Source organism: Streptomyces sp. NPDC005799, assembly GCF_040630525.1.
GTDB lineage: Bacteria > Actinomycetota > Actinomycetes > Streptomycetales > Streptomycetaceae > Streptomyces > Streptomyces griseorubiginosus_B.
Map to the genome: position 1 here is coordinate 118,394 of NZ_JBEXXQ010000010.1, position 12,652 is coordinate 131,045.

The 12,652-nt window shown below is 71.6% G+C and carries 14 protein-coding genes; 6 read left to right on the top strand and 8 right to left on the bottom strand.

The features are described from left to right. The first annotated feature begins 70 nt into the window (after positions 1-70). The 3 genes from pgm (at position 71) to ABZ453_RS12450 (ending at position 3,723) form a co-directional block, all read left to right on the top strand. A complete protein-coding gene (gene pgm / locus ABZ453_RS12440; RefSeq protein ID WP_359014269.1) occupies positions 71-1,711 on the top strand; it encodes a phosphoglucomutase (alpha-D-glucose-1,6-bisphosphate-dependent) in 1,641 nt (546 codons plus the stop codon). 128 nt (positions 1,712-1,839) lie between these two features. Beyond that, positions 1,840-2,670: a PP2C family protein-serine/threonine phosphatase gene (locus ABZ453_RS12445; protein ID WP_359014271.1), complete on the top strand. Its 831-nt coding sequence runs from the start codon at positions 1,840-1,842 to the stop codon at positions 2,668-2,670. Between the two features lie 39 nt (positions 2,671-2,709). After that, positions 2,710-3,723, top strand: coding sequence for an MASE1 domain-containing protein (locus ABZ453_RS12450; RefSeq protein ID WP_359014273.1), 1,014 nt, complete (start codon positions 2,710-2,712; stop codon positions 3,721-3,723). Here the strand turns inward: ABZ453_RS12450 and ABZ453_RS12455 are convergent. From ABZ453_RS12455 to ABZ453_RS12465, 3 genes are all read right to left on the bottom strand, one after another. Beyond that, entirely contained in the window at positions 3,705-4,169 is a 465-nt protein-coding gene (locus tag ABZ453_RS12455; protein ID WP_359014275.1) for a hypothetical protein, read from the bottom strand. The genes ABZ453_RS12450 and ABZ453_RS12455 overlap by 19 nt on opposite strands. Positions 4,170-4,207: 38 nt before the next feature. Then, positions 4,208-4,627: a metalloregulator ArsR/SmtB family transcription factor gene (locus tag ABZ453_RS12460; protein WP_359014277.1), complete on the bottom strand. Its 420-nt coding sequence runs from the start codon at positions 4,625-4,627 to the stop codon at positions 4,208-4,210. A gap of 196 nt (positions 4,628-4,823) precedes the next feature. Beyond that, positions 4,824-5,198 carry a hypothetical protein gene (locus ABZ453_RS12465; protein WP_133043789.1) on the bottom strand — a complete coding sequence of 125 codons (375 nt, stop codon included), beginning with the start codon at positions 5,196-5,198 and terminating at the stop codon, positions 4,824-4,826. A gap of 287 nt (positions 5,199-5,485) precedes the next feature. On the opposite strand from ABZ453_RS12465, the gene ABZ453_RS12470 reads away from it, so the two are divergent. After that, positions 5,486-5,899 (top strand): SRPBCC family protein, encoded by a 414-nt coding sequence (locus ABZ453_RS12470; protein ID WP_359014279.1) that lies wholly within the window; start codon positions 5,486-5,488, stop codon positions 5,897-5,899. Positions 5,900-5,942: 43 nt separating this feature from the next. After that, positions 5,943-6,209 (top strand): hypothetical protein, encoded by a 267-nt coding sequence (locus tag ABZ453_RS12475; protein WP_359014281.1) that lies wholly within the window; start codon positions 5,943-5,945, stop codon positions 6,207-6,209. A gap of 4 nt (positions 6,210-6,213) precedes the next feature. On the opposite strand, the gene ABZ453_RS12480 is transcribed toward ABZ453_RS12475, so the two are convergent. The 5 genes from ABZ453_RS12480 to ABZ453_RS12500 form a co-directional block, all read right to left on the bottom strand. Next, positions 6,214-7,680, bottom strand: coding sequence for an HAD-IA family hydrolase (locus tag ABZ453_RS12480; RefSeq protein WP_359014283.1), 1,467 nt, complete (start codon positions 7,678-7,680; stop codon positions 6,214-6,216). Between the two features lie 82 nt (positions 7,681-7,762). After that, positions 7,763-8,839, bottom strand: coding sequence for an ABC transporter ATP-binding protein (locus ABZ453_RS12485; protein WP_359014285.1), 1,077 nt, complete (start codon positions 8,837-8,839; stop codon positions 7,763-7,765). A gap of 3 nt (positions 8,840-8,842) precedes the next feature. After that, complete coding sequence (locus ABZ453_RS12490; protein WP_359014287.1) at positions 8,843-9,661, bottom strand: ABC transporter permease subunit; 819 nt, start codon at positions 9,659-9,661, stop codon at positions 8,843-8,845. Beyond that, the gene (locus tag ABZ453_RS12495) at positions 9,646-10,548 is read right to left on the bottom strand and encodes an ABC transporter permease subunit (protein ID WP_359014289.1); all 903 of its coding nucleotides are present in this window, start codon (positions 10,546-10,548) and stop codon (positions 9,646-9,648) included. The genes ABZ453_RS12490 and ABZ453_RS12495 overlap by 16 nt, the downstream gene beginning before the upstream one ends. Continuing rightward, complete coding sequence (locus tag ABZ453_RS12500) at positions 10,545-11,696, bottom strand: extracellular solute-binding protein (RefSeq protein WP_359014291.1); 1,152 nt, start codon at positions 11,694-11,696, stop codon at positions 10,545-10,547. Before ABZ453_RS12500 ends, ABZ453_RS12495 begins: the two co-directional genes overlap by 4 nt. A 211-nt stretch (positions 11,697-11,907) precedes the next feature. On the opposite strand from ABZ453_RS12500, the gene ABZ453_RS12505 reads away from it, so the two are divergent. Further along, the gene (locus tag ABZ453_RS12505; protein WP_359014293.1) at positions 11,908-12,648 is read left to right on the top strand and encodes a GntR family transcriptional regulator; all 741 of its coding nucleotides are present in this window, start codon (positions 11,908-11,910) and stop codon (positions 12,646-12,648) included. Positions 12,649-12,652: the final 4 nt, after the last annotated feature.

Here is a 12,652-nt window from a genome sequence, read left to right on the forward strand (position 1 = left end):
GCCGCCCCCTTGACGAGGGAAGATGGGGGGCGGCAGGTGTTTTGGTCAACCGATGTGGAGGAGCGGGCACATGCAGCACGAGCGAGCGGGTCAGCAGGCGGGCCCCGGGGACCTCGTCGACGTCGCCCGGCTGGTCACCGCGTACTACGCGCTGCACCCGGACCCAGCGGACCCGGGGCAGCGGGTGGCGTTCGGTACCTCGGGGCACCGAGGGTCGTCCCTGGCGACCGCGTTCAACGACGACCACATCGCCGCCACCAGCCAGGCGATCTGCGAGTACCGGGCCCGGCAGGGCACCGACGGGCCCCTCTTCCTCGGCGCGGACAGCCATGCCCTGTCCGAGCCGGCGCAGGTCACCGCGCTCGAGGTGTTCGCGGCCAACGGCGTGACGGTGCTCATCGACAGCGCCGACGGCTACACGCCCACCCCGGCGGTCTCGCACGCCATCCTCACCCACAACCGCGGCCGCGCCTCCGGCCTCGCCGACGGCGTCGTGGTCACCCCCTCCCACAACCCGCCCGCCGACGGAGGCTTCAAGTACAACCCGCCGAGCGGGGGACCGGCCGGCTCGGAGGCCACGTCCTGGATCCAGGACCGGGCCAACGAGATCATCGCCGGCGGTCTGAAGGACGTACAACGCGTCACCTACGCCCGGGCGCTCGCCGCCGAGACCACTCGCCGCCACGACTACCTCGGCGCGTACGTCGCCGACCTGCCCCATGTGCTGGACCTCGACGCCATCCGCTCGGCCGGCGTCCGTATCGGAGCCGACCCGCTGGGCGGGGCCTCGGTGGCCTACTGGGGCCGGATCGCCGAGCAGCACCGGCTCGACCTGACCGTGGTCAACCCGCTCACCGATCCCACCTGGCGGTTCATGACGCTGGACTGGGACGGCAAGATCCGGATGGACTGCTCCTCGCCGTACGCGATGGCCTCGCTGATCGAACAGCGGGACCGTTTCACCATCGCCACGGGCAATGACGCCGACTCCGACCGGCACGGCATCGTCACCCCGGACGCCGGTCTGATGAACCCCAACCACTACCTGGCCGCCGCCATCGCCTACCTCTACGGCCACCGCGACCAGTGGCCCGCCGACACCGGTATCGGCAAGACCCTGGTGTCGTCGACCATGATCGACCGGGTCGCCGCGGACCTCGGGCGCCGGCTGGTCGAGGTGCCGGTCGGGTTCAAGTGGTTCGTGGACGGGCTCGTCGACGGCTCGATCGGCTTCGGCGGCGAGGAGTCGGCGGGCGCCTCCTTCCTGCGCCGGGACGGCTCGGTGTGGACCACCGACAAGGACGGCATCATCCTGGCACTGCTCGCCTCGGAGATCACCGCCGTCACCGGCAGGACCCCCTCGGAGCACTACGCGGCCCTGACCGAGCGCTTCGGCGCCCCCGCCTACGCACGCATCGACGCCCCCGCGACCCGCGAGGAGAAGGCGCTGCTGGCCAAGCTCTCACCGGCCCAGGTCACCGCCGACACCCTGGCCGGCGAGCCGGTCACCGGGGTGCTCACCGAGGCACCGGGCAACGGCGCCGCGATCGGCGGTATCAAGGTCAGCACCGAGAACGCCTGGTTCGCGGCCCGCCCCTCGGGCACCGAGGACGTGTACAAGATCTACGCCGAGTCCTTCCACGGTCCCGAACACCTGCGCCAGGTGCAGGAGGAGGCGAAGGACGTCGTCATGGCCGCCCTGGGCGGCTGATCACCGTGGTGGTGGAGTCAGGGCGGAACTCCGCGCCGCCCTGACTCTGTCGTTATCATCTTCTTAAACGCGAAATCGGGGGTTTTGCCCTGAAGGGGCCACGGCCCACGGCCCCGCCGGAGTGATCAATGTCCCTGATGCGCCCTACGGAGGACGGCGACGAACTGCTCGCCCGTCTCGGGTCGCTGACCGCCCGGGCGCGCGAGCTGGCCGAGCTGCAGCGCTCCCGGGTCGAGCTGGCCGTCGCCATGCAGCGCGGCATGCTGCCCAGGGACCTGCCCTCCGCGCACCACCTCCACCTGGCCGTCCGCTACGCCCCCGCCTACCACGGCCTCAACGTCGGCGGCGACTGGTACGACGCCTTCACCATGCCCGACGGCCGCATCGGACTGTCCATTGGCGACGTCCAGGGCCACAACATCGAGGCGGCCGCGTTCATGGGCCAGGTCCGGGTCACCCTGCGGGCCCTCGCCTCCGTGGCGAGCGAGCCCGGGGAGCTGCTGGCCCGCACCAACGACCTGCTCCTGTCCCTGGGCACCGACCTCTTCGCCACCTGCACCTTCATACGGCTCGACCCGGCCACCGGCGTCCTGGAGAGCGCCCGGGCCGGACACGTCCCCCACATCTGGGCCACCGCCGACGGAAAGTCCGGCGTCGCCGAGGACGAGGGCGGCCCGCCGCTCGGCATCCTGGACGGCGTCCGGTATCCCATGACCCGGCACCGGATCACCCCCGGTGGAGTGTTCGTCCTGGTCACCGATGGCGTCGTGGAGGGCCCCTCGCTGAGCGTCGACGAGGGTCTCGACCAGGTCGCCCGGCTCGCCGGCATCGCCGCCGTGGCAGGCATGGCGGCCGACTCGCTGGCCGCCGCCGTGATGAAGGTGGCCGAACGGGTCGGGCACGAGGACGACGCGGCCGTCCTGGTCGTCACCCACGACGACCCGGCCGCGGCGAGGTAGGACCGGCTCGCCTCGCCGAGCGGGCGGTGACGGTGTCTGATGGCGTCTGTGGTGGGTAACCAGGGCATCCGTCGCCCTCTCGACCTCGCCTTCCTGACGGCGGGAGTCGCCGCCGCCTACCTCGGAGCGGGGCGGCTGGGCCTGCTGCGCCAGCTCGTCGTCGAGAGCGCCGTGGTCACCCCCATCTGGCCGCCCACCGGGGTGGCGCTGGCCTGTCTGCTGCTGTTCGGCCTGCGGGCCTGGCCCGGCATCGTCCTGGGTGCCCTCCTCGTCGTCATGTCCATCACGTCCGTCCAGCCCGATGTGATCGGCACCCTGGTGGGCAACACCGCCGCCCCCGTCTGCGCCTACTTCCTGCTGTGCAGGGTGGGCTTTCGCACCGACCTCGCCCGGCTGCGGGACGGCGTGGCACTGGTGTTCCTGGGCGCGCTGGCGTCCATGCTGATCAGCGCGACCGCGGGCGCCGGCTGCCTCGTGCTCAGCGGGAAGCTCGCCGCGCACAGTTTCTGGCTCGTCTGGTCGGCGTGGTGGGTCGGCGACGCGATGGGGGTGCTGATCGTGACCCCGGTCCTGCTTCTGCTGCCCCGCGCGCACTGGCCGCCGCACCTGCCCCGCTGGAAGGAGGCCGCCGGCCTGACCCTGGTCGCCTGCGCCCTCCTGCCCTTCGCCGCCCGCAGCTCAGACAGCCTGCTCTTCCTCGTCTACCCGCTGCTGATCTGGGCGGCCCTGCGCTTCCAGCTCGCCGGCAGCATGCTGTGCGCGCTGGCCGCCTCTGTCCTGGCCACGGTCGCGGCGACCGAGGGGACAGGCCCGTTCGCGCGGCTGTCCCGCATCGAGATCATGATCAAGCTTCAGGCCTTCAACGGGGCGATGGCACTGACGGCGCTGCTGCTGTCAGCGGTGATCACCGAGCAGCTCAACACCAGACGCTCGGTGCAACAGGCCTGTCAGGAGCTGGTCGAGGTGCTCGAACACCTGGCCGCGGGGGAGTCACCCCAGCTGCGGGCCGCGCGGGACGCTCAGGACCGGCGGGATCAGTCCCACAGCGGGTAGGACACCGTCCGTGAGAACCCCTCCGGGCGGCCGTTGGTGTACTTCAGGGTCATCCGGCCGTAGTGCGACAGCTGCGGCCGCTTCTTCCAGGGCCGCGGATGATCCAGCCGTACGACCACGGGGTAGGCGTGGAAGCGGCCCGCCGCGCAGTACGGCTTGCAGTCGTTGACCCAGTTCACGCCCACGGCCCGCGCCGACGCGGTCCCCCAGTGGAACCAACGCAGCGACGTCAGGCGGCTGTTGCCGTCGCCGCAGGCGAGCACGAAGTCGGCCGGCCGGACCTTGGGATGGAAGAGACAGTCCACGAGCACCGGCGCCCTGACGTGCCGGGTGGCCTCGACGGTCGGCACGGATGTCGTACGGGCGGCCGAGGGCGTCCCGGCCGCGGCGGCCAGGGACGCGACGGCACAGAGGGTGACCGCGATGGTGGGTGTGTGTCGGCGCATGTCGGCTCCCGGCGCCAGCAGTAGTACTGCATCCGACGCTACGACCGGCCGCCGGGTTCCACCACTCCGGCGGAGTAACGAGCCAGTTGCCCGCCGATGCGCGCCGCCGGTGGTGGTCCCGGAGGAGCGGAGTCGGCCTGCCGCAGCTCCGCGAGGAGTTCGTTCTGTCCGGCCAGCAGTTCGGTGAGGATGCGGCGGGCGGCCCGCAGCAGGTCGGCGACGTCACCGCCGGCCAGCGCGTAGCGGACGGTGGAGCCCTCCCGGATGGACACCACGATGCCGGAACGGCGCAGCACGGCCAGCTGCTGGGAGAGGCTGGACGGCTCGATCTCGATGTCGGCGAGCAGGTCCCGCACCGGCACGGGCCCGTGCTGGAGCAGTTCCAGGACCCGGATCCGCACGGGGTGCCCGAGCATGCGGAAGAAGTCCGCCTTGGCCTGGTAGAGGGGGACCTGCATGAGTGCTCGCTCCCTGCCGGGTCGGGTGGGGGTGCCGGGGTGCGGCGGCACCCCGGGGCGCCGCCGCACACTCTCTGTCGCGCCGATCCTCGTCCCCCCGGGCAGCGTGCAGACACGAATTGGGACCATGCTGATGTGGTGACTTGAAGAAGTCTTCACATCATGGGCGCACGACGGCCCGGGACTTCGGTTCGGTCTAGATCTCCAGCTGTTCCTCGACCCGCTTGAGCTGGTGCCGGGCCATCGCCAGGTTGGAGCGCTCCTTGTCGAGCACGAGGTACAGGAACAGCCCGTTCCCCGTGCGTCCGGTGATCAGCCGGATCAGGTGGTACTGCTTCTCCAGCGTGATCAGGATGTCCTCGATGCGGCTCTTGAGGCCCAGCTGCTCCATCGTGCGCACCTTGGCCCGGATCACGTCCGTGTTGCCGGCCGCGGCGATGGTCAGGTCCAGGTCCTTGCCCCCGCCCAGGGTGCCCAGGGCCATGCCGCTGGTGTAGTCGACGACCGCGGCTCCCACCGACCCCTCGACCGCGGTCATCATCTCCTTCAGCGACACTTCCACACTCGCCATAGCGCCTCCCCTTGTCCGTCGGCTGCGGCGGACCGGCGTTCGCCGTTCCGTCCGATGCACGGACCGTAGGCGCGGCGCGGTGCCCGCGGGCCGGTGTCTCCGGGACTGACGGATGATGGCCGAACAGGTGCGCCCACGGTCCGTTTCCGCGGCGGGAACTGCCCCGACCGGCCGAGAAGTTGGCGCTCCGCCCCGCGGGCCGGGCGGTCACCCCCCTGATCGTCGGTTCAATCACCGCAAAAAGGGCACGCGTCGCCTGTGCGCCACCCAACCGGAGGTGATGACCGATGACCGAGTACGAGCGTTCCCGCGCCATGCCGGCCCTGCCCGAGCACGTCTTCGACCAGGCGGCCAACGTCGGGCAGTTGGATGGCTGGCTGCCGAACACGCTCCATGTGCGGCCCGAGCGGCCGCCGGCCGTCACCGTCCACGAGGAACACGCCGACCAGGACACGCCCGCCGTCCTGCGGCCGCACCCCCACGACATGCGGCTCGAATGGGGCACGAGCGACGACAGCGGCTACGCCGGCTGGCTGAGGGTCGAGGACGCCGACAGCGGGACCAGCCGGGTGACCGTGCACCTGTCCTTCGCCGACGACACCCACGACCCCGGCGAGGCGGCGGTCCGGCAGGCCCTCGACACCAGCCTTGAGCGCCTCGAGGAACAGGTGCGGATGCGCGTCGACAACGCCGCCGGCTGACGCCCGGCCCCGCGTTGTCAGTGCCGGATGCGACGCTGAGGCCATGGACGAGACAGAGTTCATGCGGGGCCGGGTCTACGGCGCCGACCACGAGGACGCCGCACCCCGCCCCGGCCGCACCTACGCCGAGCTCGTCGGCGGCCCGCTGGACGGCCTGCTGCTGGACATCACCGGCCGCAGCGAGGGCGATCTGCGCGAGGGAATACCCCTGCGCACGGAGATAGGCCGGTACGGCACCGGCGGCCGGGCCCTGTACGTACCGCGCCCCGACGACGCCCGCCGCTTCGACTGGCACGGCGACAGCCCCTGACCCGTCACTCCACCCGGTGCACCGTGAACGTCGTCAGCACCGCAGCGTGGTCCGACGGCCAGTCGTTGCCGGCGACGTCGGGCCAGGCGCGCGGCACGCCCGTGACGACCGTGCGGGAGTCGGTGACCGACAGGCCGCGCCCGTTGTGCAGGACGTAGTCGATCCGGTCCTGCGGCTCCTCGCGCGCGGGATCGTTCTCGTGCCGGGCGTGGACCGGCGACCAGGTGTGTCCGGGGGCGCGCGCCGGGTCGGGGTGGGCCTCGCGGTAGGAGTCGCGCAGACCCGCCTCCTCGGCGGCCCGGGTGACCGGCCAGGCGACCTGCGGCCGATCCAGGTGGGAGGGGCAGTTGAAGTCGCCGGTCAGGACGACGGGCGTGGTCGACCCGGCGGTCTCGGCGATCTGCCGCAGCGCGTCCTTCATCTGGGCGAGCCGCACGTCCTCGTGGGCGATCAGTTCGGCCGCCGGGAGCCCGTCGAAGGCGGCTTCGTAGGGGCCGTACGGCGTGTAGTGGAGGTGGGCCGTCCACACGTCGACCTCGTGCGTGCCGTCGACCCGGATACGGGCGCCGGTGGCCCCGTAGAAGCCGACCTCGAGATCGCCGAGGCCTGCCGTGATCGGGTGGCGGCTGATGATGCCGAGGTTCTCGCCCGCCTGATGGTGGTGCCAGCCCAGCGCCTCGGCGAGTTCCCGGGCCGCCGTACCGGCCGTCTCCTGCAGGCCCACGACATCGGCCTCGGTGTCCAGGACGACCTTCAGCTGCTTGGCCCGGTGGTCGTCGACCTTCGCACCGCCGTGCCAGAGGTTCCAGCTCATCACCCGCAGCCGCGTTCCCAGCAGACCGCGCAACCGGCTCACGCTCGTCTCCTCCAGACTGGCCACGACCGTCCGCCCGGGCGCGGACTCGATGGGCGCGAGCGACGGTACCGCCAGCACGGCGCATCCGGCGGCCTCGGCGGAGCGGACACCGGTAGGCGTGTCCTCGACCGCCACACAGCCGGCCGGGTCGACGCCGAGGGCGCGGCAGGCGGCCAGATAGGGCTCCGGGTCGGGCTTGGTGCGCGCGGTGTCGTCGGCGGTGACGGACACCCGGAAGCGGTCGGCGCCGAGCACCGCCAGCACGCTGTCGGTGACCGTCCGCGGCGAGGCGGTGACCAACGCGGTCGGTACGCCCTCGCGGGCGAGGGCGTCGAGGAGGTCCAGTGCGCCGGGGCGGGGCACGATGCCGGTGCGCACCCGCTCGGTGAACTCGCGGTGCAGCCGGTCGGCGAGCCCCGGCGCGCCGGTGAGCTCGGCGAGCCAGGCGGCGGTGTGCTCGACCGGTCTGCCGAGCACCTCCGGCTGGTCGGCCTCGGTCAGCGGGCGGCCGAGGCCCGTGGCGATGTCCTGCACCGCCTCCCACCACAGCCGCTCGGTGTCGACGAGCGTGCCGTCCATGTCGAACAGGACAGCCTGGAGCGGGGGTTGGGTCACGGTCTCATCTTTCGGTGGGGGACAGGTACCGGCGTCCGAAGTCCAAGGACGCCGGGACGCCGGGATCGATGGCGGGTCGGGCTCAGGCCGCTCGTTCGGCCACCAGCACCGGACGTTGCGGCAGCGAGACCCGTACGGCGGCTCCCGCGCCGAGGGCGGTCGCCTCGTGCGTGGGCAGGTCGGCCTTCACCTCGGTGCCGTCGGCCAGGCGCACGGTGAGCCGGGTGGTCGCGCCGAGGAACGCGGTGGCGATCACCTGGGCGTCGCCGCCCTCGTCGGCCGTCACGTGCACGGCCTCGGGCCGTACCAGGACGTCGACCTCCGCCGTGGTGGGCAGCGTTCCCTCGGCGGGCAGCCGCAGTCCGAGCACCTCCACGCTCTCTCCGGACAGCCGCCCGGGGATCCGGCTCATCGTGCCGACGAACTCGGCGACGAACGCGGTGGCCGGCCGCCCGTACAACTCGCCGGGCTCGGCGCACTGTTCGAGCCGCCCGGCCCGCATCACGGCGACCCGGTCGGCGATCGACAGCGCCTCCTCCTGGTCGTGGGTCACGAACAGGGTGGTGATACCGAGTTCCTGCTGCAGCCGACGGATCTCCTCGCGCAGCGTGAGCCGCACCTTGGCGTCCAGCGCCGAGAGCGGCTCGTCGAGCAGCAGGACACGCGGACGCAGGGCGAGGGCCCGGGCGAGCGCGATGCGCTGCTGCTGACCGCCGGAGAGCTGGTGCGGGAACCGGTCGCCCTTGTCGGCGAGACCGACCAGCTCCAGCAACTCGGCGGCGCGTGAGCGCCGTTCGGCCGTGCGCACCTTGCGCATCCGCAGCCCGAAGGCGACGTTGTCGAGCGCGTTGAGATGCGGGAAGAGGCTGTACGACTGGAAGACCATCCCGGCGTCCCGGCGGTGGGCCGGGACCCGGGTGACGTCCTCGCCGTCGACCAGCACCGCGCCGGAGTCGGGGTGTTCGAACCCGGCGAGCATCCGCAGCGCGGTCGTCTTGCCGCAGCCGGAGGGGCCGAGCAGCGCCAGGAACTCCCCGGGCCGCACGGTCAGATCGAGCCCGTCCAGGGCGACGGTCGCCCCGAACTCCCGGCGCAGTCCCTGGAATTCGACGGTGGCGGCCTTGCCGACCGTGGTCTGCTCAAGCGTGGTGGCGGTCATGGTTCACCCTCGGGACGAAGCGGTACGGGTGCGCCCACCGACACCGGCGAGCGCGAGGAGCAGGGCCCAGGTCACGAGGAGACTGAGCACGGACACGGCGACGGACAGCTGGGCCTGCGATCCGCCGACGCTGTAGATCCACACGGCGAACGGCTGGAACCCCAGCAACTGGGCGACCGTGAACTCGCCCAGCACCAGGGCGAGCGTGAGGAAGGCAGCGTTCAGCAGTGCCCCGCGCAGATTGGGCAGCACCGCCCGCACCAGCGCCTGCGGCCAGCCCGCCCCGCAGCTGCGGGCGGCCTCGACCAGCGTGCGCACGTCGACGGCCCGCAGCCCGGAATCCAGCGCCCGGTACACGAACGGCAGCGCCATCACCACGTACGCCAGGACCAGCACGAACGGGAAGGTCGGGTTCTGGATGGCCACGAACGTCTCGAACAGCGGGGTACGGGACAGATGATCGGGGCCCCACTTCAGCACCGTGGCGATCCCGGCGACGAACGCGATCGGCGGCACGACCAGCGGCAGCGAGCACACCACCTCCACCACCGGCCGCAGTCGCGGCGCGCTCAGTCGCAGCGCGACCATGGCGGGCACCATCAGCAGCAGGACGATCGCGATGGTGGCCAGCGCGAGTTCCAGCGACAGCAGCAGGCTGGAGCCGAAGCCGGCGGTGGAGACGATCTGCGAGTAGGCGTCGAAGGTGACGCCCTGCCCCGGCACGTCGACCGTGAAGACCACGGACGCGGCGAGCGGGATCAGGAAGTACAGCGCGGCCAGGCCGAGGACGACCCACCGCCACACGTTCAGGCGTCGAGCCATCGCGCACTCCGTCGTTGCAGGGGCAGATACACGGCCATGACCAGACCGGCGACCAGGACCATGTCGAGGCTGAGGGCGAGCGCCACGTTCTCCTGGCCGACCAGCACGTTGCCGGAGATGGCGTCGGCGATCTGCAGGGTCACCAGCGGCACCGAACTGCCCACCATGGCCGCGGCGGTGGCGTACGCGGCGAAGGCGCTGCCGAACAGCAGCACCAGCCCGCCCAGCAGCGACGGCAGCAGCACCGGGAGGGCGACATGACGCCAGTACTGCACGGCCGTGGCGCCGTTGTTCTGCGCCGCCTCCCGCCACTGCGAGCGCAGACCCTCCAGCGCGGGCGTGATGGTCAGCACCATCAGCGGGATCAGGAAGTACAGGTAGACGATGACCAGACCCCAGAAGCTGTACAGGTCCCAGCCCTTCTCGGTCAGCCCCAGGTGCCGGGTCAGCACACCGGCGTTGCCCAGGGTTGCCACGAAGGCGAACGCCAGCGGGACACCGCCGAAGTTCGCCAGCACCCCGGACGCGGTCAGCACCGCCTCGCGCAGCGCGCGGAAGCGGGAGGTGACCACGACCTGCGCGAGGGGCAGTCCGAGCAGGGTGCCGAGGCCGGCCGAGACGGCGGACAGTTTGACGCTGCCGAGCAGCGCGGTCAGGTAGGCGCCGTGCAGCGAGGTCGTCAGGTTCCCGGTGCCGTACGAAGTGGCGCCCGTGGCCTGGTCCTTGAGGCTGAACGCGCCGTTCAGCATGGCAGCCGCCGGCAGCCCGAAGGCGATCGCGGTGAACACCAGGAGCGGGACGACGGCCAGCCAGCCGGGGACCCGGCGCCGCCGCTTCACCGAGGTGACCGGCGGCGCCACGTCCACGCCCGTGAGGGTGGCCGTCATCCGGAGACGGCCTTCGCCCAGCCCTGCGCGATGACCGTCTTGGCCTTGCTCTGCTGGGCCTCGGGCGGGAAGGACGGCGTACCGGTGACCTTCGGCAGCTTGGCGGCGGCCTCCTTGTCGAGGGTGCCGGCCTTCTCCATCGCCGTCATCAGGGCGGGCCGGGCGTAGCCCTTGAGCCACAGGTTCTGGCCCTCGGCGCTGTAGAGGTACTCCTGCCACAGCCGGGCGGCCGCCGGGTGCGGGGCGCCCTTGTTGATGGCCTGGGAGTAGTACTGCGCGTACTGGCCGTCGGAGGGGATGGCCACCTTCCAGTCGACGCCCTTGGACTTGAACTCGTCGGCGTAACCGGCGTTGAGGTAGTCCCAGTCGATGCTGATCGGCGTCTCGCCCTTCTCGACGGTCGCCGGAGTGGACTCCACGGGCGTGTAGTTGCCGTTCTTCTTCAGCTTGGCGAAGAAGTCCAGGCCGGGCTGGATGTCGTCGAAGGAGCCGCCGCTCGCGAGCGCGGCCGCGTACACACCGCCGAAGGCCGAACCCGACTTGGTGGGGTTGCCGTTGAGGGCGACCTGGCCCTTGTACTGGGGCTTGAGCAGATCGGCGAACGTGGTGGGGCAGACCTTGACGCGCTTGGCGTCGCAGCCGATCGAGATGTAGCCGCCGTAGTCGTTGTACCAGCGGGCCTGCGGGTCCTTCTGGCCGGCCGGGATGTCGGCGTAGGAGGTCACCTTGTAGGGCGCGAGCAGGCCCTGCTGGGCGGCGCTGAGGGCGAAGGAGGAGCCCAGGTCGAGAACGTCGGGTGCCCGGTCCTGGCCCTTGCGGGAGGTGACGGCGTTGATCTCGTCCTGGCTGGAGCCGTCGGGGTTCTCGACCTGGATCTTGATGCCGTACTTCTTGGTGAAGCCGTCGATCAGGGCGCCGTAGTTGGCCCAGTCGCGGGGCAGCGCGATGGCGTGCAGCGTGCCCTCCTTCTTGGCCGCCTTCACCAGCGCGTCCAGACCGCCGAAGTCGGCGGCGGAGGTGGCGGTGGCGGCGTTCTTGCCGTCGGCGGTCGTCGACGCGTTGTCGGGAGCGGCGCCGCAGGCGCTCAGGGCGAGCGCGGCGACGACGGCGAGGGAGCCGGTCAGGACGGCTGTTCTCGACTGGGACACGGGGACTCCAGAAGGGGGAGCAGGGACGCGCAAGAGGGGAGAACTTGTCTGAACAAGTTGGCCCCAGTAATGCTGCCTGCGGTGACGTGTCGGTAAACAGTGGCGAAATTGTGACCTCCCAATCCCTGCACAGTTCGGGGCAAGCGCAGTCACGCGCCGGTCTCGATTAGGGTGGTCACGCTGTGCACAGCCACCGACTCGGAGGGAAGCGATGCCGGCGCGACACGAGGAGATCGCCGACGAGCTGCGTCGGGCGATCGACCGCGAGGAGTACACGGTGGGCGCCAGGCTGCCCTCCGAGACCGAACTCGCCGCCCGGTTCGACGTCTCGCGCGGTACCGTCCGCCAGGCCGTCGCGGCCCTGACCACGGAGGGTCTGATCGGCTCCCGCCAGGGCGCCCGCCGGGTCGTGCTGGCCAGCCGCCGCAGCCAGAGCTTCGCCGAACTGCGCAGCTTCGCCCAGTGGGCCCACGCCATGGGCCGCGAGGCCACCGGCCATGTCGTCGCCCAGGAGTACCTCCCCGCCACCGCGCAGGACTCCGCCCGCCTCCAACTACGCGAGGGGACACCGGTGTTGCACGTGCTGCGGGTGCGCGGTCTGGACGGTGAGCCGGTGCTGCTGGAGCGCACGGTGTACGCCGACTGGATAGCGCCCGCCGTCGAGACCATCGACCCCGACGCGCCCTCGGTCACCCAACGCCTGTACGCGAGCACCGGTCTGGTCTTCGCCTACGGCGAGCACGTCATCGACGCGGTCGCGGCCGGTGCCCAGGACGCCGAACTGCTCGGCATCCGCCGTACCAGCCCCCTCCTGCGGGTCCGCCGGGTGACCACCACCCGCGAGGGGCGCCCGGTGGAGTGGTCGGACGACCGCTACCGCTCGGACGCCGTCAGCTTCAGCGTGCACAACTCGATCGACAACAACGCGCTGGCCCGCAAGACCGCGGACTGAGCCG